This window comes from Streptomyces sp. NPDC048211 (genome assembly GCF_043202315.1).
Taxonomy (GTDB): Bacteria; Actinomycetota; Actinomycetes; order Streptomycetales; family Streptomycetaceae; genus Streptomyces.
Map to the genome: position 1 here is coordinate 985454 of NZ_JBIDAD010000001.1, position 22966 is coordinate 1008419.

Below are 22966 nucleotides of genomic sequence, written 5' to 3' on the forward strand. Positions count from 1 at the left end.
GCGGGTCCCGGCCGCCGGGGGTGGTGACGAGCGTCCTCAGCGCGGCTTCGACCAGGGCCACTTGGGGCTGTGGCGGTCACGGCCGTCCGGGGCGTACTCGTACATCCAGCCCCGCTGGATGCCCAGCCGCTTGGTGTGTCCGGCGGGGACCCTGCGGTACGCGTACACGGTGGCGGGTCCGCCGTCGCCGGCCGGGACCGGGACCTCGTACCACTTGGGCGGGTGGCCGGTCGCGCCGACGAGGACGGGCAGGACCCGCCCGTCCAGCGGGCCTCCGGTGAAGGGGGTGTTCTCGCTTCTCACCGCCCCAGTCTGACCGATCAGCCGGGCGGCAGCAGATGCCCGGCCGCGCCCAGCAGCGGCGCCAGCCGGTCCGCCAGCCGGCCGGCCGGGCCGGCCGCGGTCTCCAGCGGCAGCAGTTCGGCCACCGCCGACGCGGTCTCCGGGTCCGTGGCCGCCGTGACGGCGAGGAGCCCGATGAACTGGTCGACGAGCCAGTCGCGCAGATCGGACGCGGCCGGCTGCTTCCCCTCGTCCAGCCAGATCAGCGAGGCCGCCTCGACCGCCGCGATCCAGGTCCGCACCATCATCCGCATCCGGGGCGCGGGTTCGCTGTCCGTGCCCCGGCCCAGATGCAGCAGGATCTGCTCGGCCGCCGCCCGCCGTACCTCGTCGACGATCGTGCTCGTCCGGGACGTCTCGGCGACGCTGCCGCCGCGCAGCAGCGCGCTGAAGCCGGCGTCGTGTTCGTCGACGAAGGCGAGGTAGCGGTCGAGGACCCGTGTCACCCGCTCGGTGGGCGGGCCCGCGGCCGGTTCGGCGAAGCACAGGATCAGCGCCTCCGCGGCGGACCTGAGGGCCGCCTCGTACAACTGCTGCCGCCCGCCGGGGAAGTAGCGGTAGACCAGCGGACGCGAGACTCCGGCCACCGTCGCGACCTCGTCGAGCGAGACCTCGTCGGGGGCCCGGTGCGCGAACAGGGTGAGTGCCGCACCGAGGAGCTGGGTGCGCCGCTCCTCGACGCTGAGCCTTCGGTACGCACGGGTCGGCGGCGCGGCTGCGGCAGGGGTCATAGGAGCAGCCTAACGACCCGGTGTGCGAGAGAGAGGGGTTCGGCGAGCGGCGTCATGCGGCTTCGCGTCCGACGCGGAGGAGGGAGGCGACGCGGAGCGTCGTCGGCCGACGCCGACGCCGGGGGCGGAGTCGCACGTCTTCGGGAGCCCGCTCCGTCTCGCACACCGGGCCGTCAGGGTCGTGCGTGCGGATCGGCGCGGACCCCGCGAGCCCGGCCCGATCCGGGCGGGGCTCGCGGGATGCCGGCGCCCTCAGGCCAGCAGGCCCGAGCTCTTCCACAGCCTGCGTCCCACGCCGTTGAGGACCCCGATGTCGTCGAAGAAGTCCGTCAGCCGCTTGGCGCCCGACTGCATGACCTCCGCCCGGTGCCCGCTCGCCCGTACCTGGGCCACGGCCTCCTGCCGGTCCAGGCCGACGTTCTCGTACACCTGCGGGTTGACGAAGCAGACGGAGAAGACGCGGGCCGCCTGCCCGCAGCTGACCCGGGTGAGCTCGCGCTCCCAGCGCGGGGCGGTCACCATCTGGCGGCGCAACTCCTCGCGGGCGTACCGGACGTGCCGCGCCTCCTCGACCACATGGATACGGGTCACGCCGCGCACCAGGGTCTGGACGCGCTCGTCGGGGAAGGTCAGGCGCTGCATCCAGTCGAGGATCTCCTCGCCGAGCAGTGTCGCCGCGAACGAACCCGGTGTCGTGGAGACGGTCTTCAGCACCCGGGCCAGATTGTGGTAGCGGCGCGGCACGGGGTAGCAGGGCGCCGCGCCGTAGGTGATCATGCGGCCGAACATCATGGAGTGCCGGCACTCGTCGGCTATCTCGGTGAGCGCGTAGCGGACGTGGTTGCTGACCACGGGCTTGTCGTAGATGTGGCGGACCAGCAGCTGCATGAGGATGATCTCGAACCAGATGCCGAGCGAGGCCAGTGAGGCGGACTCGTGCCGGGCCAGGTCCTGCTGCTGCTCCAGCGACATCCGCTTCCACATCGGGGTGTCGTAGAGGGAGACCAGCTCGGGCGGCCAGAACCACTTGCCGTCCTCGGCCGCCGCGTCCCAGTCGAGCTCCTTGTCCGGGTCGAAGGAGTGCTTGGCGGAGGCTTCCAGGAGCCGTTCGGCGATCTGCTCGCGGTCGCGGAGCGGGCCGAGTGCGTCGCGGAGCACCTGCACATCGCGTTCGGTCGCGGTCGTCATGACTGGACGCACCCTCCCATGGGTTACCGGCGGTCACCCTTTATGAGACTACCTGTCAGCAAGGCCGTCAATCCCCCGTGCGCGACTTGTTGACCGGGCGTCTACCAACGGGTCCGGTCAGTCGACTGGGCACTGCTTCGCAGGGCTTGGCGCGACCCCGGGAAGTGAGGGAGCCGGCCGGCGGCCCATCCGGTACGGGCTACGTCAGGACCAGCCACCGCCGGCCGTCGAGGAGCTCGCGTGCGGCGTCGAGGTGACCGGCGTGGCACGCGGTCTCCGTGATGACGTGCAGCACGACATCCCGCAGCGTGTGCAGATGCGGTGCGCCGAACTGCTCGTGGGGCCACCAGGCCAAGGGGGCGCCGGCCGTGGCCGCGGTGACGACGGCGTCAGCGAGGCGCGTCTGCGTGCGGTACAGGTCGAGCACCTCGGCGGCGTCCGCGCCGGACGGCACCTGCCAGGCGTCGCCGGTCTCGTCCAGGGCGGCGATCTCGGCCTCGTCCCCGGCGAACACGGCACGGAACCAGAACCGTTCGACGTCGAGCGCCAGATGCCGGACGAGCCCCAGGCAGCTCCACCCGGACGGCAGGACGGGAAGCCGCAGGGCCTCGTCATCGAGCCCCTCCAGGATGCCGAGGACATGACGGCGCTGCCCGTCCAGGGACGACAGGAGGGCCCGGATCTCCGCGCCGGGGGCCGGGGTCCCCGCTCCGGCCTCGGCCTCGGTCATCGGGCGATCTCCCAGACGTGGCCGCCCGGGTCGCGGAAGCTGGCGGTACGGATGCCCCAGGGCCGGTCCACCGGCCCGTTGAGCAGCGTCACACCGCGATCGGCCAGCACCTTGCACATGGCGTCCACGTCGTCCACGGGAAGCGTGAGCTGCATCCGGGCGCCGGCCTCAGGGACGGCGACGTCCGCCGGTGCGATCAGGCTGTGCGCGGCGGTGGCCCGCAGCAGGTTGATGAGGGTGTTGCCGAAGGTGAACACGGCCGAGTTGTCGTCCTCGTACGTCACCGGCAGTCCGAAGACCTCCTGGTAGAACCGCTTGGTCTCCGCCAGGTCCTCGGTGAACAGGGTGAGTGCGCTGATGCTGCCCGGCCAGTTCTTCGGGCCGTCCGTTTCTGTCACGGCAGCAACGATCTACGAACGGGCCTGCTCTGTACAGGGGGTTGGGGCCGCCCGCTCCATGCAGACCAGTCCCGCCCGCTCGTCCCACGGCGCGGTGACGGCGAAGCCGAACCGTTCGTAGAGCGAGACGGCTCCGGTGCGCCACTGCCACACCGACAGGCGCACGGTGCGGGCCCCTCCCCGCGCGGCGTGCGCGAGCGCGGCGTCGAGCAGGGCCGAGGCGACGCCCCGGCCGCGGAACCCGGGATCCGTCCACAGCCGCTTGATCTCCACGCGCCCGTCCACGGGGGCGGTGACCACGATGCAGCCCCTGGCGGTGCCCCCGTCCTGCGCGACGAGCACGACGGCGTCGGCGAACGCGCGGTCCGGATCCTCGGCCTCCGCCCGGTACCGGGCGGGCAGCGCGGCCACGTCCGCGACGGGCAGGCCCTTCTCGGACTCGGTCTTCAAGTGGTAGTCGGCGAGCAGGGCCGACAGCCCGTGCACGGCCGAGAGCGTGTGCGCGGGAGGCCGTACGACGGAAAGGCCGGGTCGATCGTTCATGGCGCAAGGATCACATGAGGCCGCGGCGGGTCGCGGCGAGGCCGAAAACAGGTGTACGGCCCCGGGCGCGCGGCAGAAGGATGGGGCCATGGCCACCACCAGTGTTGTCCCGGACCCCGCCGCCGCACGCCGCAGTCTCGAAGGCCTCGCGCTCGGGGACGCGTTCGGCGAGCGGTGGTTCCCGCTGTTCCGGAAGCCCCGCCAGGCGTACAACGAGATCAGGGCGCGTCGCACACCGCACGAGCCCGTCTGGCACTGGACCGACGACACCGCCCTGGCTCGTGCGCTGCAGCGGGTGCTCGACGACCACGGGCACGTCGAGCAGGACCGGCTCGCGCTGTATTTCGCGCTCGCCTTCGAGTCCGATCCGGCACGCGGGTACGGCCACGGCATGCACCTCCTGCTGCCCGAGCTGCTGACGTCCCCGGCCGGCTGGCGGACGCTGGCTCCCGAGCTGTTCGAGGGCGGAAGTCTCGGCAACGGCGCCGCGATGCGGGTCGCCCCGCTCGGGGCGCGCTTCCACCGGGACGTCGGCCACGCGGCCGAACAGGCCGCGCTGCAGGCGGAGGTCACCCACGCCCACCCGGAGGGGATCGCCGGCGCGGTGGCGGTCGCGGTGGCGGCGGCGCTGGCGGTGCGCGGCGAGTTCACGCTGGCCCGGGTCGCCGGGCGGACCCCCGCGGGGGAGGTGCGGGACGGACTGCTGCGGGCCGTGGACGTGCCGTTCGGCACCGAGCCGTGGCAGGCCGCGGACCTGCTCGGCAACGGGCAGCGCATCCGCTCCGACGACACCGTGCCGTTCGCCCTGTGGACCGCGGCCCGCCACCCCGACGACCTGGAAGCGGCCCTCTGGGCCACCGCCGAGGGGCTCGGGGACGTCGACACCACGTGCGCGATCACCGGCGGGGTCGTCGGCGCGGTCACCGGGGTCGAGGGGGTGCCGGCCGAGTGGCTGCGACGCCGCGAGCCGCTGAGCTGATGGGGTGTCCGGTCACCGCCCGGGCGGATCGAAACGGTGTTCGTGTGCATGACGTAACTTGGGCGCCATGACCACGCCGCCGCCCCAGCCCCCGCAGGGCCCCTACGGAGCGCCGCAGGGCCCGTACGGGCCGCCGCAGCCCCAGCAGAACCCCTACGCGCAGCAGCCGGTGCCGGGCCAGGTGCCCTACGGGTATCCGCAGACACCTCAGCCCTGGGGTGTGCCGGGACCGGGCGGTCCCGGGTTCCCCGGGATGCCGCCGCCGAGGAGGAAGCGCACCGGGCTGATCGCGGGGATCACCGTCGGCGTCCTGGTAGTGGCGGGCGGGCTCGCGTTCGGTATCGCGCGGCTGGCGGACGAGATGGACGAGGGCGGGCTCGCCTCCGGCGGGGGCTTTCCGGCGGCCGAATACCGGCTGACCGTGCCGAAGAAGCTGCTGGACGACGAGTACACGCTGACCAAGGACTCCTCGTCGACCGACGGGAAGGACATCGAGGAGACCTACGACCCGAGCATCCGCGACGCGAAGGCCGTCGTCGCCCTGTACTCCTCCGCGAGTGGTGGCACGCTGGTCGTCTCCGGCATGTGGGGCCGTATCAAGAAGCCCGGGCTCACCCGGGACAAGATCCTGGAGGGAGCGACCCAGAACGAGGGCATGACCATCGCCGTACCCGCCAGGGAGTTCACCCCCGAGGGGTACGGGATCACGGTCTCCTGCCAGGTCGTGCGGTCGAAGGAGGGCGCCGTCAGCAGCACCCTCCCCATGTGCGCGTGGGGCGACGACAACACCGCGTCCTTCGTCGCCGTCGTCACCGCCGAGACCGCGCTCCAGGCCCCGGAGAAGGTCGACCTCGAAAAGGCCGCGCTGGACACCGCGAAGGTCAGGGCCGAGTCGCGCAAGCCGATAGCCGCCACCGAAGCCGGCTGACCGGGCTCCGGCTCCGGGGCACCGGCCGTCACGGCCGCAGGGGCCCCAGCGCCTCCTCCACCGCACAGGCCATGGCGAGCAGCGAGGCGTCCGCGCCGCGGCGTGCCACCAGATGGAGCCCGACCGGGCAGCCGTCCGGGGTGAATCCGGCGGGCACGCTCGCCGCCGGATGTCCGCTCAGATTGAACGCCCAGGTCAGCGCGGTGGAATAGAGCTCGCCCGGACCGCCGTGGCCGTGCGGGCGGTTGGGCGTGACGGGCGTGAGGAGCAGCGCCGCGCCCGCGAAGAAGGCGTCCAGCCTGCGGTCGTTCTCCCGCCGGACCTCCCCGAGGTGCGGCGGGACCTCCCCGTTCCGCACGGCAAGCCAGGCCGCGCCCGGGTCCAGCAGGTCGCAGCCGCCGTCCGCGAGCCGCACCACGCCCGCCGCGACCAGTTTCCTCACCGCCCTTTGCACCACCGCCGCCACCTCCGGGTCGACGTCCGCGAATCCCAGGTCCGGGCTGTAGGCGGCGCGCAGGGGCGGTCCGGCCGTCTCCGGCCCGTAGGAGCCGTCGTCCAGCACGTGGCGCAGAAAGGTCCGTGCCTGCGCGGCCGTCCGGGTCAGGACCCCGGCCGAGGCGAGGCCGGAACGGTCGGGGGAGGGCAGCAGCCCGTTGGTCGTCTTCAGCCCGAACACCCCGCACCAGGCGGCCGGGATGCGCACGGACCCTGCCCCGTCGCTGCCGGTCGCCAGCTCCACCAGCCCCGCCGCGACCGCCACCGCCGAGCCCGCCGACGAGCCGCCCGGAGTCCGGTCCGGCCGCCACGGGTTGACGGTGCGCCCGTGGGCGCCCAGTCCCCAGGTCTTCCAGTACGTGCCGGGGCCGGGCACGGAGGTCGAGCCGACGGGGACGCCACCGGCCGCGATGAGCCGCCGGGCGGCGTACGAGCGGATCCCGGTGGGGCCCTTCACCGCGAACGGCAGCCCGGCCAGGGGGAGCCCGGACGCCGCCGGCAGCCGGGCGAGGGCTTCGTGGCGCCACACGTCGAGGAAGGCGCAGAGCCGCGGATCCTCGCGCTCGATCGCGGCCAGCGCCTCGGCGGCGGCCGCATCCCTGAAGTCCGTCACCGGATCGGCCTCCCCGGGCCACACCCCTGGCCCTCCCCGGGACCGCCTCTGCGGAACCCGCCGGCTCAGTCTTCCAGCGCGGCCTCCATGACGGAACGGGCGATCGGCGCGGCGCTTCCGCCGCCGCTGATGTCGGCCCGGTCGGCGGCCGCGTCCTCGACGACCACGGCGACGGCGACCGCCGGTCTCGCCGACCCCTCCGCCTGCGCCCAGGAGATGAACCAGGCATACGGCGTACCGGAGTTGTCGATGCCGTGCTGGGCCGTGCCGGTCTTGCCGCCGACCGTCGCCCCGTCGATGGCCGCGTTGGTGCCGGTTCCGTCCTGCACCACGTCGATCATCATCTGCCGCAGCCGCGTCGCCGTCATCGGATTCATCGCCCGGTGGTAGGAACGCGACCCGGTGGTGCGGACGGTGGAGCCGCTGTGCGTGGTCGTGCGGTCCACCAGGTGCGGGTACATGAGGTCGCCGCCGTTGGCCACCGCCGAGGCCACCATCGCCATCTGGAGCGGGGTCGCCGTCGTGTCGAACTGGCCGATGGAGGACAGGGCCAGCTGGTCGTCGCTCATCTCCGTGTCGAAGTTGCTCTTCGCCACCCCGGACGGGATCTTCAGCCCCGTGTCGTTGAAGCCGAACTTCCCGACCGCCTCCACCATGCCGTCCAGCCCGACCTGCACCCCGAGGTGCGCCATCACGGTGTTGCACGAGACCCGGATCGCCTCGGCCAGTGACGCCTGCTCGCAGCCGCTCGCCTCGTTGGGCAGTGTGGTCGAGGTGCCGGGCAGCACATAGGGGCTCGGGGTGTCGGTCTCGGCGTCCGGATCGGTGACGACCTCGGCGTCCAGGGCCGCCGCCGCCGTCACGATCTTGAACGTGGAGCCGGGCGGATACGTCTGCCTGATCGCCCGGTTCAGCATCGGCTGGCTCGTGGACGCGTTGAGCTCGCGCCAGGAGTCGGTGACCGACGAACCGGTGCCGGAGAGCTGACCGGGGTCGTACGACGGGGTCGAGACCAGCGCCAGGATCTTGCCGGTCGTCGGCTCGACGGCCGCCACCGCGCCCCGGCGGCCGCCGAGTCCCTCGTAGGCGGCGCGCTGCATGGAGTCCTTGATCGTGGTGACGACATCGCCGCCCGGCTGCCGGTCACGGGTGATCTCGTTCCAGAACGGCAGCGGGGCGAGCATGGGGTCGGTGCCGGAGAGGACCGCGTCCTCGGCGTTCTCGATCAGTGTGGTGCCGTACGTCTGCGAGGCGTACCCCGTCACCGGCGCGTACAGCGGGCCGTCGCGGTAGGTGCGTTCGTACGCGAGCTGCTCGCCGGTGTCCTTCGAGCCGGTGACGGACCGGCCGCCGACCAGGATGTTGCCGCGCGGCTGGTCGTAACGGTCGATGGTGGTACGGCGGTTGGCGGGGTTGTCGTCGAGCTCGTCGGCCTCGAAGACCTGGACGCGGGCCGCGTTCACGAGCAGTGCCACGAGCAGCAGCAGGCAGAACGCCGCGGCGCGGCGGATGTAGCGGATCATGTCCTGGCCTCCTGGCCTCCTGGGCGGTCGACGGGACTTTCACAACACGCCCTAGTCCTCCGGGGCCGTTGCGACGACGCCGGTCTCCACGTCGTCGGGGTGGGGTCTGCGGGCCACGTCGCTGAGCCGGATCAATAGCGCCACGATGATCCAGTTGGTGACCACCGACGAACCTCCCTGCGCGAGGAACGGCATCGCCATGCCGGTCAGCGGGATCAGCCCCATCACCCCGCCCGCGATCACGAACACCTGGAGCGCCAGGATCGAGGCGAGGCCGATCGCGAGCAGCCGGCCGAACGCGTCGCGCAGGGCGAGCCCGGCCCGGTAGCCGCGCGCCACCAGCAGGGCGTACAGCATGAAGAGCGCGGTCAGTCCGGTCAGGCCCAGCTCCTCGCCGGCCGTCGCCAGGATGAAGTCGGACTTGGCGGCGAAGCCGATCAGGATGGAGTGGCCGAGCCCCAGGCCGGTGCCGAGCATCCCGCCCGCCGCGAAGGCGAACAGCGACTGGGCGAGCTGCCCGGGGCCCCGGCCGGCGTCGATGGAGGCGAACGGGTCGAGCCAGTCCTGCACCCGGCTGTGCACATGCGGTTCGAACGAGCCGACGACGAACGCGCCGACGGCGGCCAGCAGCAGCCCGACGGCGATCCAGCCGGTCCGGCCGGTCGCCACGTACAGCAGGATCACGAACAGGCCGAAGAACAGCAGCGAGGTGCCCAGATCGCGCTCCAGGACCAGGACGCCGACGCTGATCAGCCAGATCGCCACGATCGGGCCGAGCACCCGGCCCGTGGGGAGCTGCAGTTTCCAGATCCTGCGGCCGGTGTACGCGAGGGCGTTGTGGTTCGCCGCGAGATAGGCGGCGAAGAACACGGCGAGCAGGATCTTGGCGAACTCGCCCGGCTGGAAGGAGAATCCGCCGACCCGGATCCAGATCTTGGCGCCGTTCACCGCGGGGAAGAAGATCGGCACGATCATCAGGACGAGAGCCGCGGCGACCGAGAGATAGGCGTAGCGCTGGAGGACCCGGTGGTCCCGCAGGAACACCACCACCGCGATGAAGAAGGCGACACCGAGCGTGGACCAGATCAGCTGGGTGGGCGCCGCCTGGTCGCTCGGCGTCTCCAGGTCGAGCCGGTAGATCAGCACCAGGCCCACGCCGTTGAGCAGGACGGCGATGGGCAGCAGCAGCGGATCGGCGTACGGAGCGCGGAAGCGGACGGCGAGATGGGCGAGCAGGGCGAGCAGCCCGAGTCCGCCGCCGTATCCGGCGACGTCGGGCGGGACCGCGTCGTCGTGGGCCAGCCCGACGGCGGCGTAGCCGTAGACGGAGATGAGGACGGCCCCGATGAGGAGCGAGAGTTCCACGCCGCGCCGCTTGGGCAGGCGCAGCTCGGGCGGGGGTGCGTCCACCGTCGTTGCGGTCATGCCAGGCAACGTAGCAAGAGGTGGGTGGTATTTCCCTTATGTCATGGTGTGGGAGTTCGTGGGTCCGGGCGTCGTCCCGGCCGTCAGGTCCCGGCGGGGGAGTGCGGCGGCTCCTCGTCGTGGTCCAGGCGCACGTACTCCGGCAGCGTCAGCCGGGCCACCGCCCCGCCGTCCGGAGCGTTCTCGAAGGTCAGCCCGGCGCCCATCACCTCCGCCTGCCCGACGGCGATGGTCAGCCCCAGGCCGTGCCCCTTGGTGCCGCCCTCCGTGCGGAAGCGCTGCGGGCCGCCCGCGAGCAGATAGTCCGGGAAGCCGTCGCCGTGGTCGCGTACGGTCACCACCGGCCCGTCGACCGTCAGCACCACCGGCGGGCGGCCGTGCCGGTGCGCGTTGCCGATCAGATTGCCGAGCACCCGTTCGAGGCGCCGCTTGTCGGTCTCGACCCGCACCGGCGGTCCGCTCACGGCGACCTCGGTGCCGGGGCCGGAGGCTTGCGCCACCCGCTCGGCGAGCGGCGCCAGTTCGTGCACGTCGAGATCGACCTGTTCGGTACGGGCGTCGAGCCGGGAGATCTCCAGCAGGTCCTCCGTCAGCGCGCGCATCGCCCGGACCCGGTCCTGCACCAGCTCCGACGGGCGGCCCGGCGGCAGCAGTTCGGCGGCGGCCGACAGCCCGGTCAGCGGGGTGCGCAGCTCGTGCGCCACATCGGCGGTGAAGCGCTGCTCGGCGACGAGCTTGCGCTGGAGCGTCGAGGCCATGGTGTCCAGCGCTCCGGCGACGATCGCCACCTCGTCCTGCCGGCGCGAGGGGTCGGCCGTGCGGGGGTCGTTGACCCGGGCGTCCAGATCGCCCGCGCCGATACGGCGGGCCACCCGGGCGGTCTGGTGCAGGCGGCGGGTGACCCGGGTGACGGCGAACGCGCCGACGAGCAAGGTGGCGCCGATCGCGAGCAGCGAGGAGCCGACGATCGCCCCGTCCAGGCCGTTGATGGTGCGGGCGTTCTGGCTGTAGTCGATCTGCGTCGCCAGGGCGTGCCCGTCGGCCGGGGCCGCGGCCCACATCGTGGGGCGGCCGCGGTGGTCGGCGACCATGGTGCCGCGCTCGCCGCCCGCCGCCAGGGCGCGCAGCGGCTCGGGCAGCCCGGGCGGGTCGATGCCGGAACGCGGGGGCAGGGCCCCGCCCGCCGCGTAGGCGTCGGTGACGTTCTCCAGCCGGGCCAGTGCCTTCTCCCGGGCGTGGCCGACCGTCTGACGGGTGACGGCGGTGTGCACCAGCACGCCCAGGAGCGCGGCGAGCACGCAGCACATCACGGTGATGAAGACCGCGGACTTCCAGGTGAGCGTCGCGGTCCAGGCGGGCAGGCGCGGCCGCCGCCGGGGACGGCGGGCCCGGGACGCGCCGGTCCGCCGGCCTCTCACCGGCGCTCCGCGGTGACGGCCGCCGAGGGTGCGGCGGTGGGGGCCGGGGTGCCGGGTGCCGGGGTCGCCCCGATGGTCGGCCGGGCGCTCCCGGTGGGCCGGCGGCCGGGGTCGGCGCGCGGGGTCATCCGCAGGATCTCGTCCTGTGTGGGCAGCATGGCGCGCTGCTGGTCGTCCCAGGACCAGGCCGTGCGGTACTCGTACCCCGTGATGGCCGACGGCGCCCGCATGATCAGGTCCCGGCCGGCCAGCTCCACGCTGATCACGGCGTCCGAGGTCGACATGATCCGGGTGAGCCCACCGGGGTCCGGCATGTAGACGCGTACGGAGAGCTGGCGGTCGGCCAGCTGGATACCGAGGACCATCTCGTCCCGGCCGTCGCCCGTCAGGTCGCGGAAGTACGGCTTCAGCACCGGGCAGGACGCGGGCGCGGTCCGGCAGGCGTTGATCCGCCGTACGGTCGCGGCCGGGAGCGTGTCCGTGCCGCTGGACCGGTCCGGACGGGCTTTCAGCCCCGCCCGCACCACTTCCACCGGGTCCAGCCGGTGCACGTCGCCGCCCGGGACGGTGATCCCGGGGATACGGGCGGTCTCGCCCTCGCCGTAGTCGTACGGGGCGGCGGAGGCGCGCGGCAGCTCGGGCCACAGACGGGCGGGTCCGATGGCGGCAGGGGCCTGTCCGGCGCTCTTCAGCTCGCCGCCGGTGCCGCAGCCGGCCAGCAGCGCGGCGCCGGTGAGGGCCGCGACGGCGGCAGCCGTGCGGCGTCCCGTCCGGTACTGCGGACGCATGTCTTCCTCCCATTCCGACAGCCGGCCGGGCCGGACCGCACGTGCGTGCGCACGGCCCCGGCTCCGTAGACCTTATTCGGAAGGAAGTCCCTTATGCGTATTTACTGCTGATACGGGTTCTGGCCCTGCCCCTGGCCCTGCGCGCCCGGAGCGTATCCCGGCTGCTGCGAGGACGGGCCGAAGGGGTTCTCGCCCTGTGCGGCCACGTGCTGGGCGAGCAGCTGGTCGGCCTGCTCCTTGGGGATCTTCTGCTCACCGCCGCAGAAGGTGCACTGGGTGGCGTACTTCGTGGAGAAGGGGAACAGCGGCACGAAGAACAGCGTGAACTTCGTCACCCGCTTGCGGAGGGTGTGCGCGGCCGGATTCCCGCACCAGCCGCAGACCAGAGTCAGGACCGCCAGTTGGTAGAGATAGCCTCGCGTACCGAAAATGATCATGTCGTGGGTCCCTTCCCCGTATTCCCCAGGAGCGCCCGGCGGCAGAGCGCCAGCAGCTTTTCGTCCTCGTATGTGTCGTGGCTGCCGTATCCGCCGTCCATCGCGTTGTGACGGCGAACGGAGGCGAGCTCGGCGCGCAGCACGTGCGCCGCGTCCGACCCTGCACCAGCAGCCCCCGTCCGCGCCAGGCATTCGGCCACCCGAACCCTGACATGGCGGTTCTTCTCCCAGGCCGCGAGGAGTACCGGAACGGACTCCTCGGCCCGTCCGGAAACCTCCCACAGAGCGATCGCCGCGTCCACCCGCAGCCAGATCTCCTCGTGCTGGAGCAGCGCCCGCAGCCGCGGCGCCGTCACCGCCGCGTGGGCGCCGAGCCTGCCCAGCGCGCTCGCCGCCGCCCGCCGTTCGCGCGCGTGCTCCGCCTGGAGCCCCTCGATCAGGACCGGCAGCACCGCCCCGGCGTCCCCGTCGACCGCCCAGAGGGCCTCGGCCGCCTCCGTGGCCCCCGCCGTCCCGGGGCGGCGTATCAGCGCCCGCAGCTCCGGGACCGCGCAGTGCGCCGCGGGCCCGAACGAGCCGAGCGCCCGCAGCGCCGCCGTACGCAGCCACTCGCCCCGGTACTCCGGCGCCCCGCGCAGAATCCGCAGCACGTCAGGCGCCGCCTCGCCGTCCCGGAGCGCGGTCAGCCCGGCGAGCAGCGGACTCGCCCGGTCGTACGCCTCCTCGTCCAGCCCGACCTCGCTCAGCCGGCGGCGCAGCACACCGGCCAGCGGAGCGGCGGCGGGTCCCAGATACCCGATGGCGAATCCCACGTCGTGCGGCACCTCGGGCCGCTCCAGCGCCGCCGCCAGCGCGGGCACCACGCGTGCGTCACCCAGCCGGGCCAGGGCCTTCACCGCGCTGCCGAGTCCCGGCGGCCCGCTCGCCCATTCCTTCACCCAGGCGCCCGGATCCGCCGCGACCCGGGCCGCCAGCGCGTCCGCGGCCGGTGCGGCCAGACCGAAGAGCTCCTCCAGGACGTGCGAGGCGGCCTCGGCCAGCTTCGGCTCCTGCGAGGCGAGCTGCTCACCCACGAGCCGCACGAGCTCCTCGTAGGAACCGCGCCAGGCCCGGATCAGCCCGCTGCTCATCCGGACGGCGTCGATGCGCTGCCCCGGATCGGGGCTGCACAGCTGATCCGTCAGCAGCGCCGTCCGGTCGGCGACCCGGTCGTCGAGGCCCACGTGCAGGGTGCGCAGCAGATCGGCCGTCCAGGGCGCGGTGCGCCCGGTCCGCCCCTCGGCCGGCAGGGCCCGCACCTGCCCCACCAGGGTCACGGGCGCGCCCTCCACGGCGGCGGGATCGAGATCGCCGTGCACCCCGATCGTCCGGCACGCCGGATCGGGGGCCTCCGGGGCGCCCGGGGTCCCGGGGATCTCCGGGGCTTCCGTGCCTGGCGCGGCCCCCAGACACCCGGGGACCTTGAGGGTCTCGGGGACCTCGGGGAGGTCAGGAGCCTCGGGGATCTCGGGAGTCTCGGGGGTCCCGGGGGCCGAGCGCAGCTGCCGCAACAGGCCCGCCACCACCCGCACCACGTCGCCCGGCAGTGCCTCGGGCGCGCACCGGGCCAGCTGGGCGAGGGCCGCCAGCCGCAGCCCCGGAGGATTCGCCTCGGCGGCCAGCCGGCTCAGCCAGTCGGCGATCCGCCCGGTCAGCGGGCTGTGGCGCAGCGCCACCCGCCCCGCGGCCTCGACCAGGGCGAGCCGCACCTCGTCATCCGGTTCCACCGCCAGACGCTCGCGCAACAGCGCCAGGACACGGGCCGGACTGCCGTGCAGGGTGGCCAGCGCGAGCGGGGCGGAGACCCGCACCCCCGGGTCCTCGTCGGCCATCAGCGCGAAGAAGACCCCGGCGCCCGCACTGACGGCGGCGGCCGCCATCGCGTAGTTCGCCGCGCCCTCGGCCTCGTCCTCGGCCCCGCAGATGTCCTCCTCGTCGATGTCGATGCCGCCGATGCTGGTCAGCAGCTCGACGATGCCCCCGCGGTCCGGGACCGCAGGATCGACGACCAGCTCGAAGAGGAAAGGGATGCAGGCGAGCGTGCAGGCGTAGACATCACCCTGGTGGTGCACGGCCCCGTACATGCCGTCCAGCGCGGCCTCGCGCTGCGACGGATCGGCGGACGCCAGGCCCTGGAGCAGTCCCGGCACATCATCGGCAGGCCCGTAGGCATGCTCCATCGAGGCCCAGTCGACCTCGTCGATCCCCGCGAACACGCCATCGCCTCCCCACGGTTTCCCACGAAGCAGTGTCTGCGCAGAGTGTGCACCACCGCTCGGACAATCCGCCCGCCCCATCCCGCCTTTTGCCCTTGAACATGACAACGCCTGCGGGGTTGCGGTATGTCCAGGCCACAGCGGCCCTATGCGGTGTCCGGAATCGGCCGTCCCCGGTCCGGCTCGGTGAGCGGTGCGAGCAGATCGCCGTACCGCGCCAGCCGCTGTGCCATGTCGCCGGCCAGGAAGACCAGATCCCCCGGCCTGCGGCATTCCTCGATCTCCGTCCAGGTGACCGGCGCGGACACGGACGGCTCGGCCCGTGCGCGCAGGGTGTAGGGGGTGGCGGTCGTCTTCGCCGCCGCGTTCTGGCTGAAGTCGACGAACACCTTGCCCGGCCGCAGCGCCCGCCGCATCCGGTGCACCACCAGATCAGGAAGCTCCCGCTCCGCCTGGACGGCCAGCGCCTTCGCGTACGCCGACACCCGCTCGGAGGCGGTGGGCTCCAGAGGGACGAGCAGATGCAGCCCCTTGGAACCGGACGTCTTCCCGTACGCCTCCAGTCCGTCCGCGGCCAGCCGCTCCCGCAGCCAGAGGGCGACCGCGCAGCACTCCACGACCGTCGCGGGTGCTCCGGGATCCAGATCGAACACCATGCGGTCGGCCAGCCCCGGAGCGTCGGCCCGCCACTGCGGGGTGTGGAACTCCACCACCAGGTTGGCCGCCCACATCAGCGAGGCCAGGTCCTGGACGACGACCTGCCTGGCCTGCTCCTTCTCGTGGTGCGGCACGGGAGCGGTGTGTACCCAGGACGGCGTACCGGGCGGCGGGTTCTTGGTGAAGAACAGCTGCCCGCCCGGACCGTCCGGATAGCGCAGGAAGGAAAGAGGCCGGTCCCGCAGATGCGCCAGCAGGGCCTCGGCCGCCGTGGCCGCGTAATAGTGCAGCACCTCGCCCTTGGTGGTGCCGGTGGCCGGATACAGCACCTTGTCCAGGTTGCTGAGCGATACCCGCCGCCCCTCCACCACTGTGATCGGCGTCATACGATAAGAATCACACGAAACACGGATGAACACGGGCGTAACGGATGTAAGGGGTGACCGGTGAGGTCCATATGGAACGGCGCCATCTCCTTCGGGCTGGTCAGCATCCCGATCAAGCTGGTCAACGCCACCGAGAACCACTCGATCTCCTTCCGGCAGGTCCACGTCACCGACGGCGGCCGCATCCGCTACCGCAAGGTGTGCGAACTGGACGGCGAGGAACTGACCGCCGCCGACATCGGCAAGGCGTACGAGGACGCCGACGGCTCGCTGATCCCGATCACCGACGAGGACCTCGGCTCGCTGCCGCTGCCGACCGCCAAGACGATCGAGATCGTCGCCTTCGTGCCGGCCGACTCCATCGACCCGCTCCAGATGGACGCCGCGTACTACCTCTCCGCGAACGGGGTGCCGGCGGCCAAGCCCTACACCCTGCTGCGCGAGGCCCTGAAGCGGAGCCGGAAGGTCGCCCTCGCCAAGTACGCGCTGCGCGGGCGGGAGCGCCTGGGGATGCTGCGCGTGGTCGACGACGTGATCGCGATGCACGGGCTGCTCTGGCCGGACGAGATCAGGGCTCCCGAAGGCGTCGCCCCGGAGAGCGACGTCTCGGTCCGGGACGCCGAACTCGACCTGGCGGACGCCTTGATGGACACGCTCGGCGAGGTCGACATGGACTCGCTGCACGACGACTACCGCGAGGCGGTCGAGGAGCTCATCGCGGCCAAGGCCTCCGGGGAGGTCCTGGAGGCCCCCGAGGCCGGCGGTTCCGGCGGCGGGAAGGTGATCGACCTGCTCGCGGCCCTGGAGAACAGCGTCCGGGCCGCGAAGGAGGCCCGCGGTGAGGGCGGGTCGGACGAAGCGGCGGACGAGGAAGGCGAGGAGGAGGTCGCGAAGGTCACCTCGATCTCCGGCCGCAAGCCGTCGGGCTCCACCACCCGCAAGACCCCCACCGGCAAGTCGGTGTCGCGCACCTCGTCCGGATCGGGCTCCGGCGGGACGCGGAAGTCCGCCTCCTCGCCCAAGTCCTCCGGAGCGAAGAAGTCCACGGCGAGTACGGGCAAGCCCGCGGCGAAGAAGAGTGCGTCCGGCAGCCGGTCCGGCGCGAAGAAGACCACGGCCGGGGCGGGTGCCTCCAAGACCACGGCGTCGAAGAAGACGACGGCCAAGAAGAGGAGCGGCACGAAGACCGCCCCGCGCAAACGGGCCTCCGCGTGAGGCAGTCGGGGCCGCCTGAGTGAACGAGCCGGCCGTCGAGGCTCACGCGTGGAACAGCCGCCTGTCACGGGCTCCCACGCCGACGAGCCAGCCGTCGCGGGCCTCGGCCTGAAGCAGTCGGCGTGGCCGTCACGGCCCTCCGCCTATAGCAGTCGGCAAGGTCGTCACAGCCCCCCTGCGAACGTGAACGAGTCGGCCGTGACGGCCCCCGCACGTGAACGGGCCGGCCGTCACGAGGCTGTATGCCCCGTGACGGCCGGCCCGCCCCCCGATCCGTTCCGCGGACTCAGTGCCTGCGGAACGAGCTCACATAGCCGGGGGCCGGCGTGCCGACACCCGTCACGTCGTCGTACCCCCGCACCGCAGACAGCGAGGCGTCCTTGCCCAGGCTGCGCACCGAGGTCCGCAGGCCGTCCGCCGCGTCGTAGCCGTTGACGAAGTCCACCCGGGCGACCGCGAGTCCATGACCGGCACCCAGCGGGTGGTCCGTCACGTCGTGGTACGCCTTCGTGTGGTAGCGGGCGTAGATCGCCGGGTTGGCGAACCCGATCGGGCGCCCGCGCTGCGCCTGCTGCGCGAGGGCCTGGACACCGGCGATGACCGGCGCCGCCAGCGACGTACCGCCGATGCGGTACTCGTCGTAGCCCAGCGATCCGTCCGGCAGCGTCTGGGTCTGGCCCACCAGGAAGCCGGTGTTCGGGTCCGCGACGGCCGCGATGTCCGGAGCCGTACGCATCCGGGTCTTCCCGTTCGCCTTCGCCAGCGAGTCCGGCACGATGCCGCGCTGGTAGAACGGCTGCTTCACGGTGGAGCTGGTGCCGCCGCCCGCGCCCGAGGTGTAGGCACCGGGGAAGCCCGTCCAGCTCTTGCCGTCCGCCGCCAGGGGCGCGTTCGTCGTGCCCCAGCCGGTCTCCCACTGGTACGTGTCCTGCTTGCCGACGGCCAGTGACGTACCGCCGACCGAGGTCACCCAGGCGGAGTTGGAGGGGACGTCGATCTGCTTGGTGCCGGTGGAGGCGACGTTGTCGCCGTCGTCGCCGGAGGAGAAGTAGAAGCCGATGCCCTCGACCGCGCCCATCTTGAACACCTGGTCGTAGGCGAGCGCCAGGTCGGGGGTCTGGTTGGCCTCGACGTCGCCCCACGAGTTGGAGACGATGTCCGCGAGCCGGGAGTCGACGACCTTGTTCAACGAGTCCAGCAGGTCGTTGTCGTAGCAGGACGCGCCGCCCACGTAGACGATGCCGGCGTCCGGCGCGACCGCGTGCACGGCCTCGACGTCGAGGGTCTCCTCGCCGTACCAGCCGGAGGCCCCGCACTCCTCGGTCTTCGTGTAGTCGTCCGGCAGCACCTGGCTCAGCTGACCGCGCCGGTAGGGCGCGTCGCCGTTGCGCTTCGCGTACTCGGCGGCGTCCTGCGCGATGGTGGGAGAGGCGTACGCGTCGGTGATCGCGACGGTCACTCCCTCGCCGGTGTAGCCGCCGGCCCCGTACGCGGCGCGCAGCTGCTTGCCGGTGTATCCCTTGACCGCGTACGGCACCTTCGCCCCGTACGCGCTCGGCAGGGTGGAGGCGGTCTTCGACCCGAAGTACGAGGAGAACGGCCCCGAGTTGCGGAACACCGCGTCCGGCGGCGGCAGTACCTCGTCGTGGCTCGACCTGTGCGGCGCGTTGTCCAGACCCGAGACGGCGAGCACGGCATCGCTCAGCGCGGCCGGCACGGAGGCGGTGGAGGCGGGGGCGCGGTAGGTGCGGCTGCCCTTGCGGTAGTTGTGCAGCTGCGTGCTGAACGCCTTCTCGGCCCGGGTGACGTCACCGGTGGCCGAGACGTAGTGCTGGTTGGCGCCGGTCACGGTCAGCCCGCCGGCCTCCAGCCACCTGCTCACCCGGTCGATCTGGTCCTGGGTGGCCCCGAACCGCGCCTGCGCCTGTGCGGCGCTCAGGTACTTCCCGTACGACGGCGACTGCGGGTCGGAGACGGCGGCCGCGTAGGCGGCCAGCCCCTTCGCGTCCCGCCCGGCGAGGTGGACCCGGACGGCGACCTTTCCGCTGTCGGCCGTCGCTCCCCGGTCGGCCGTGGCGGTGGCCCAGGCCGGTTTGGTGCCCTGCAGCGCGTCCCGGCCGCCCGGCGCGGAATCCGCGCTGGCGTTGGGTATCCCGAGGGCGAGCGCACCGGCGAGCAGCGGCAGTGTCGCTGCCATGCTCAGCCCGGCGCGTCGTCGGGCGCGGCTGATTCTCAAAGTAACCCCCTGCGATGTGGGTCTCGCGTGTGGAGCATGCGCCGAATGAAGTGCACATGTAATGCGCCACTCTGGCGAGGAACACCTCATGTAGGGGGCATGCAATGACCAAGAATCGGCCAAGGGGTCTTCTGCGGAGGGGGGTTCGCAGCACATTGGCGGGAGTCGGGTCGCTATCGTCCGATGGCTCCCGATAGATCCGCGCGGCTCGGAACGCCGCCTTCCGCGGCGCCGCTTCCCGTTCCGGACGGAATACCGGGCCACGGCAGGCGCGGCGCAGTAAAGTACGAGACGCTGCAACTGGCGCGCGCCCCTCAGCAGGGGTGCTCAGTGGAATCGACCACGAGGGAGCGGCACACCCCGGGCCCGCCCGGGGCGTCATCTCCGGAGAGCCGTCCGCCTGGGCATCCGGGTCCACGCCGCAGCACCGCGGCCGACCCGGGAGGATCCCGTGACCGCATCCGTACCCTCGCACCCCCGCCACTCCGCGCTGGCGACAGCCGACCCGGAACTCGCCGCGCTGGTGGCCGCCGAGGAACAGCTCCAGGCCGACACCGTCCGCCTGATCCCCAGCGAGAACTACGTCTCCGCGGCCGTGCTCGAAGCATCCGGCACCGTGCTCCAGAACAAGTACTCCGAGGGCTACCCCGGCAAGCGGTACTACGAGGGCCAGCAGATCATCGACCAGGTCGAGACCCTCACCGTCGAACGGGCCAAGGCGCTCTTCGGCATGGACCACGCCAACGTCCAGCCGTACTCCGGCTCACCGGCCAACCTCGCCGTCTACCTGGCCTTCCTCAAGCCCGGCGACACCGTCCTCGGCATGTCGCTCCCGATGGGCGGCCACCTCACCCACGGCTGGGGCGTCTCCGCCACCGGCACCTGGTTCAACGGCGTGCAGTACGGGGTGCGGCGCGACACCGGCCGCGTCGACCTGGACGAGGTCCGCGACCTGGCCCTCGCCGAACGCCCCAAGCTGATCTTCTGCGGCGGCACGGCCGTCCCGCGCGAAATCGACTTCGCCGGCTTCGCCGAGATCGCCCGAGAGGTCGGCGCGGTCCTGGTCGCGGACATCGCCCACATCGCGGGCCTGATCGCCGGCGGCGCGCACCCCTCACCCGCGCCGCACGTGGACGTCGTCTCCACCACCACCCACAAGACCCTGCGCGGACCGCGCGGCGCGATGCTGCTGAGCCGGGCCGAACACGCCCGCGCCCTCGACCGCGCCGTCTTCCCCGGCCTCCAGGGCGGCCCGCACAACCAGACCACGGCGGCCATCGGCGTGGCCCTGCGCGAAGCCGCCACGCCGGACTTCCGCACCTACGCCCACGACGTCGTGGCCAACGCCCGCGCCCTGGGCGAGGAACTGGCGGCCCGCGGCTTCGATCTCGTCTCCGGCGGCACCGACAACCACCTGCTGCTGATCGACCTCACGGGCAAGGACGTCCCCGGCAAGACCGCGGCCAAGGCCCTGGACCGCGCCGGCATCGTCGTCAACTACAACACCGTCCCGTACGACACCCGGAAGCCCTTCGACCCGTCGGGCATCAGGATCGGCACCCCGGCCCTGACCTCACGCGGAGTCCCCGCCTCGGAGATGGCCACCGTCGCGGGCTGGATCGACCGGGTGGTCGGCGCGGCCCGCACCGGCGACGAGTCCACCGTCACGGCGGTCCGCGGCGAGGTGAAGGCCCTCATGGACGGCTACCCGGCACCGGGGCTGCCGGTGGCGTGAGCTGACGGGGTCTGCTCAGCCCAGGTCGGCGACGAACGCGCGCCAGGCGTCGGCGCCGAAGGCGATCACGGGGCCGGCGGGACGCTTGCTGTCGCGGACGGGGACGAGGTGGGGTACGTGGTGCCCCACCTCGACGCACTCGCCCTGGCCTCCGCTGTAGCTGCTGACGCGCCAAGCCGTTCCCGCAAGTTCGGGCTGAGGGAGGCGGTCTTGAGTCATGGTCTGTGCTCCTTGGCGATGCGTCGGATCACGCTGAGCGATTCCGTCGGTGGCAACGCCGAGGTTCGAGCGTCGTCGAAGAGGTCGCGATAGCGAGCGACGTCGGACTCCCGTTCCATCCAGATGTTGCCGGTTGGGGTCTCCGTCAGTACGAGATCGAGCGCTGACACCCGCGGAAAGCTCAGCAGCAGGTACGGACCGAACATACCTGGGTGTGCTCCGCGGGAGAACGGCAGCACTTGCACAGTGATGTTGGGTTGCTCGGCCAGGTTGGCCAAGTGCTCCAGTTGATCGTGCATGACGGCCCGTCCTCCGACCTGCTGGTGCAGAACGCCCTCCGCGAGCACGGCCCAGAAGTCCAGAGGATCGTCACCGGCCAGCCGTTCCTGCCGGGCCAGTCGCACCTGCACGAACTGATCGATCTCCTCTGCGGTCTGCCAGGCGCGGGAAGCGACGGTTACCGCCCTTCCGTACTCCGGTGTCTGAAGCAGCCCCGGGATCAGCTGGACCTGAAACGTCCTGATGCCGTCGCAGATCGTCTCCATCTCGATGTAGTCGCGATATGTGTCGCCGAGCACCGAGCCGTACTGGTGCCACCAGCCCTCACGGCGGCGACGGTTAGCAGTGCGGGCCAGTGATGCGAGGCGGTCGCGAGCCTCCGGATCCGACACGTCGTACGCGTGAATCAGGGCGACCAGATCGGGTGTGCGGACAGGGACATGTCCGTTCTCGATGCGGCTGATCTTGCCCTTGGTGCAGTCGAGAACTTCTGCTGCCTCGGCCGTGGAGAGCCCGGCCCCCTCACGGAAGCGGCGTAGTTCGTCGCCGAGTTGGCGGCCCAGGACAGTCGATGGTTTCACGGATGGCATACGTCACTCCCTACCAGTCGCGCGAGGTTTTCGCGTTCAGGATGCCCGAACGGGTGAATTGGGCATCTGCGAACCATTCAACGTTGCGCGAGTACGAAGTGTACGGGCACTCTGAACGCGTTGAGCAGTCCAACGCCGAGCGAACGGCTGGCACTTGCTTCGGAAACGACGACCTTCAGGGAATTCCATGGCAGAGCATCTCGTCATCCGCGAAGTCGACTTCAGGCTCTCCCGCTGCCGCAGTAGCGTCCCCAGTGCGAGAGCCGCGCTCCGCGCCAAGCTGGGAGAGTGGCGGGCCGATCAATCGGTATCCGGCGACGGGGAGTTGGTGCTCTCCGAGCTCGTGACCAACGCGGTGAGGGTGCCCGTCCCCGGGGACCGGATGGTGGGCGTACGCATCGAGTGCCGGGGGAGGGGCGAACTCCTGCGGCTGGAGGTCAGCGATGCGGGTGCGGGTCGGCCGGAGGTGCGGCGGCCCGGCGAGCTGGACAGGGATGGGCGCGGGCTTCTGCTCGTCGAGGCCCTGGCCCATCGCTGGGGCGTGGACGAACGCCGGGCCGGGATCGGCAAGACGGTCTGGGCGGAACTGCTGGCCCCCGGGGCCGCCACCGGGCCCGCCGAGGCGCAGATCGCGGCGGTATCCGTCCAGCCCGGCCAGTGCGTACGCGTATGGGGCGGTTGGCGCACGGTCCGCGCGGTCCGGAGCGAACGGTACGCGTCGGGAGGGCTGGCGGTCGTCATCGTCCTGGATGACGGAGGCCCTGCGTTACGCCTGCACGCCGCCGAGTCGCTGACCGTGCGAACGACGGGCCCGACCGGTCGGGCGGGTGCATCGTGAGGGCGCTGTGGGAGAGGT

General features: G+C 72.2%; 22 protein-coding genes. 5 read left to right on the forward strand and 17 right to left on the reverse strand.

All coding sequences use genetic code 11. The features are described from left to right. Nucleotides 1-36 precede the first annotated feature (36 nt). From ACGFZA_RS04550 to ACGFZA_RS04575, 6 genes are all read right to left on the reverse strand, one after another. On the reverse strand, nt 37-303 hold the full coding sequence (locus ACGFZA_RS04550; protein ID WP_385276160.1) for a hypothetical protein: 267 nt from the start codon (nt 301-303) through the stop codon (nt 37-39). Nucleotides 304-320: 17 nt separating this feature from the next. Further along, the gene (locus ACGFZA_RS04555) at nt 321-1073 is read right to left on the reverse strand and encodes a TetR/AcrR family transcriptional regulator (RefSeq protein WP_385276157.1); all 753 of its coding nucleotides are present in this window, start codon (nt 1071-1073) and stop codon (nt 321-323) included. Nucleotides 1074-1325: 252 nt separating this feature from the next. After that, nucleotides 1326-2261 (reverse strand): diiron oxygenase, encoded by a 936-nt coding sequence (locus tag ACGFZA_RS04560; RefSeq protein WP_385276154.1) that lies wholly within the window; start codon nt 2259-2261, stop codon nt 1326-1328. Between the two features lie 199 nt (nt 2262-2460). After that, the gene (locus ACGFZA_RS04565; RefSeq protein WP_393677070.1) at nt 2461-2991 is read right to left on the reverse strand and encodes a DUF664 domain-containing protein; all 531 of its coding nucleotides are present in this window, start codon (nt 2989-2991) and stop codon (nt 2461-2463) included. Beyond that, nucleotides 2988-3389 (reverse strand): VOC family protein, encoded by a 402-nt coding sequence (locus ACGFZA_RS04570; protein ID WP_385276148.1) that lies wholly within the window; start codon nt 3387-3389, stop codon nt 2988-2990. Before ACGFZA_RS04570 ends, ACGFZA_RS04565 begins: the two co-directional genes overlap by 4 nt. 12 nt (nt 3390-3401) lie before the next feature. Continuing rightward, complete coding sequence (locus ACGFZA_RS04575; RefSeq protein WP_393677072.1) at nt 3402-3932, reverse strand: GNAT family N-acetyltransferase; 531 nt, start codon at nt 3930-3932, stop codon at nt 3402-3404. An 88-nt stretch (nt 3933-4020) separates the two neighbouring features. Between ACGFZA_RS04575 and ACGFZA_RS04580 the strand changes: the two genes are divergently transcribed. Then, nucleotides 4021-4911, forward strand: a complete 891-nt coding sequence (locus ACGFZA_RS04580; RefSeq protein WP_393677074.1) for an ADP-ribosylglycohydrolase family protein — start codon at nt 4021-4023, stop codon at nt 4909-4911. Between the two features lie 67 nt (nt 4912-4978). Beyond that, nucleotides 4979-5839, forward strand: coding sequence for a hypothetical protein (locus tag ACGFZA_RS04585; RefSeq protein WP_393677076.1), 861 nt, complete (start codon nt 4979-4981; stop codon nt 5837-5839). A 28-nt stretch (nt 5840-5867) separates the two neighbouring features. Here the strand turns inward: ACGFZA_RS04585 and ACGFZA_RS04590 are convergent, their stop codons facing one another. From ACGFZA_RS04590 to ligD, 8 genes are all read right to left on the reverse strand, one after another. After that, complete coding sequence (locus ACGFZA_RS04590; protein WP_393677078.1) at nt 5868-6947, reverse strand: amidase family protein; 1080 nt, start codon at nt 6945-6947, stop codon at nt 5868-5870. A gap of 65 nt (nt 6948-7012) precedes the next feature. Beyond that, nucleotides 7013-8470: a peptidoglycan D,D-transpeptidase FtsI family protein gene (locus tag ACGFZA_RS04595; protein WP_393677080.1), complete on the reverse strand. Its 1458-nt coding sequence runs from the start codon at nt 8468-8470 to the stop codon at nt 7013-7015. 51 nt (nt 8471-8521) lie between these two features. Continuing rightward, nucleotides 8522-9895 carry an FtsW/RodA/SpoVE family cell cycle protein gene (locus ACGFZA_RS04600; RefSeq protein ID WP_385276130.1) on the reverse strand — a complete coding sequence of 458 codons (1374 nt, stop codon included), beginning with the start codon at nt 9893-9895 and terminating at the stop codon, nt 8522-8524. Between the two features lie 83 nt (nt 9896-9978). Continuing rightward, on the reverse strand, nt 9979-11313 hold the full coding sequence (locus tag ACGFZA_RS04605; protein WP_393677082.1) for an ATP-binding protein: 1335 nt from the start codon (nt 11311-11313) through the stop codon (nt 9979-9981). Next, entirely contained in the window at nt 11310-12101 is a 792-nt protein-coding gene (locus ACGFZA_RS04610; protein ID WP_385276124.1) for a hypothetical protein, read from the reverse strand. Before ACGFZA_RS04610 ends, ACGFZA_RS04605 begins: the two co-directional genes overlap by 4 nt. A gap of 101 nt (nt 12102-12202) precedes the next feature. Then, nucleotides 12203-12538, reverse strand: coding sequence for a zinc-ribbon domain-containing protein (locus ACGFZA_RS04615; protein ID WP_393677085.1), 336 nt, complete (start codon nt 12536-12538; stop codon nt 12203-12205). Then, nucleotides 12535-14793, reverse strand: coding sequence for a PBS lyase (locus tag ACGFZA_RS04620; protein ID WP_393677087.1), 2259 nt, complete (start codon nt 14791-14793; stop codon nt 12535-12537). Before ACGFZA_RS04620 ends, ACGFZA_RS04615 begins: the two co-directional genes overlap by 4 nt. Nucleotides 14794-14939: 146 nt before the next feature. Next, nucleotides 14940-15836 carry a non-homologous end-joining DNA ligase gene (gene ligD / locus ACGFZA_RS04625; RefSeq protein ID WP_393677089.1) on the reverse strand — a complete coding sequence of 299 codons (897 nt, stop codon included), beginning with the start codon at nt 15834-15836 and terminating at the stop codon, nt 14940-14942. Between the two features lie 60 nt (nt 15837-15896). On the opposite strand from ligD, the gene ACGFZA_RS04630 reads away from it, so the two are divergent. Continuing rightward, nucleotides 15897-17051 carry a Ku protein gene (locus tag ACGFZA_RS04630; protein ID WP_385276113.1) on the forward strand — a complete coding sequence of 385 codons (1155 nt, stop codon included), beginning with the start codon at nt 15897-15899 and terminating at the stop codon, nt 17049-17051. 286 nt (nt 17052-17337) lie between these two features. On the opposite strand, the gene ACGFZA_RS04635 is transcribed toward ACGFZA_RS04630, so the two are convergent. After that, entirely contained in the window at nt 17338-19248 is a 1911-nt protein-coding gene (locus ACGFZA_RS04635; protein ID WP_393677091.1) for a protease pro-enzyme activation domain-containing protein, read from the reverse strand. 490 nt (nt 19249-19738) lie between these two features. On the opposite strand from ACGFZA_RS04635, the gene glyA reads away from it, so the two are divergent. After that, entirely contained in the window at nt 19739-21022 is a 1284-nt protein-coding gene (gene glyA / locus ACGFZA_RS04640) for a serine hydroxymethyltransferase (protein ID WP_393677093.1), read from the forward strand. A 15-nt stretch (nt 21023-21037) separates the two neighbouring features. Here glyA and ACGFZA_RS04645 read toward each other — a convergent pair whose 3' ends face one another. Together ACGFZA_RS04645 and ACGFZA_RS04650 are read right to left on the reverse strand one after the other, a co-directional pair. After that, nucleotides 21038-21241, reverse strand: coding sequence for a DUF397 domain-containing protein (locus tag ACGFZA_RS04645; protein ID WP_385276104.1), 204 nt, complete (start codon nt 21239-21241; stop codon nt 21038-21040). After that, the gene (locus tag ACGFZA_RS04650) at nt 21238-22110 is read right to left on the reverse strand and encodes a helix-turn-helix domain-containing protein (RefSeq protein ID WP_385276101.1); all 873 of its coding nucleotides are present in this window, start codon (nt 22108-22110) and stop codon (nt 21238-21240) included. The genes ACGFZA_RS04645 and ACGFZA_RS04650 overlap by 4 nt, the downstream gene beginning before the upstream one ends. Before the next feature lie 187 nt (nt 22111-22297). Between ACGFZA_RS04650 and ACGFZA_RS04655 the strand changes: the two genes are divergently transcribed. Further along, nucleotides 22298-22948 carry an ATP-binding protein gene (locus ACGFZA_RS04655; protein ID WP_393677096.1) on the forward strand — a complete coding sequence of 217 codons (651 nt, stop codon included), beginning with the start codon at nt 22298-22300 and terminating at the stop codon, nt 22946-22948. The last annotated feature ends 18 nt before the right edge of the window (nt 22949-22966 follow it).

Excerpts from the sequence above, each read along its gene's own strand:
- ACGFZA_RS04615 (WP_393677085.1), bottom strand. The coding sequence starts at position 12,538 with ATGATCATTTTCGGTACGCGAGGCTATCTCTACCAACTGGCGGTCCTG.
- ACGFZA_RS04580 (WP_393677074.1), top strand. The coding sequence starts at position 4,021 with ATGGCCACCACCAGTGTTGTCCCGGACCCCGCCGCCGCACGCCGCAGT.
- ACGFZA_RS04610 (WP_385276124.1), bottom strand. The coding sequence starts at position 12,101 with ATGCGTCCGCAGTACCGGACGGGACGCCGCACGGCTGCCGCCGTCGCG.
- ACGFZA_RS04575 (WP_393677072.1), bottom strand. The coding sequence starts at position 3,932 with ATGAACGATCGACCCGGCCTTTCCGTCGTACGGCCTCCCGCGCACACG.
- ACGFZA_RS04585 (WP_393677076.1), top strand. The coding sequence starts at position 4,979 with ATGACCACGCCGCCGCCCCAGCCCCCGCAGGGCCCCTACGGAGCGCCG.
- ACGFZA_RS04600 (WP_385276130.1), bottom strand. The coding sequence starts at position 9,895 with ATGACCGCAACGACGGTGGACGCACCCCCGCCCGAGCTGCGCCTGCCC.
- ACGFZA_RS04650 (WP_385276101.1), bottom strand. The coding sequence starts at position 22,110 with ATGCCATCCGTGAAACCATCGACTGTCCTGGGCCGCCAACTCGGCGAC.
- ligD (WP_393677089.1), bottom strand. The coding sequence starts at position 15,836 with ATGACGCCGATCACAGTGGTGGAGGGGCGGCGGGTATCGCTCAGCAAC.
- ACGFZA_RS04565 (WP_393677070.1), bottom strand. The coding sequence starts at position 2,991 with ATGACCGAGGCCGAGGCCGGAGCGGGGACCCCGGCCCCCGGCGCGGAG.
- ACGFZA_RS04595 (WP_393677080.1), bottom strand. The coding sequence starts at position 8,470 with ATGATCCGCTACATCCGCCGCGCCGCGGCGTTCTGCCTGCTGCTGCTC.
- ACGFZA_RS04645 (WP_385276104.1), bottom strand. The coding sequence starts at position 21,241 with ATGACTCAAGACCGCCTCCCTCAGCCCGAACTTGCGGGAACGGCTTGG.
- ACGFZA_RS04560 (WP_385276154.1), bottom strand. The coding sequence starts at position 2,261 with ATGACGACCGCGACCGAACGCGATGTGCAGGTGCTCCGCGACGCACTC.
- ACGFZA_RS04655 (WP_393677096.1), top strand. The coding sequence starts at position 22,298 with ATGGCAGAGCATCTCGTCATCCGCGAAGTCGACTTCAGGCTCTCCCGC.
- ACGFZA_RS04635 (WP_393677091.1), bottom strand. The coding sequence starts at position 19,248 with ATGGCAGCGACACTGCCGCTGCTCGCCGGTGCGCTCGCCCTCGGGATA.
- ACGFZA_RS04555 (WP_385276157.1), bottom strand. The coding sequence starts at position 1,073 with ATGACCCCTGCCGCAGCCGCGCCGCCGACCCGTGCGTACCGAAGGCTC.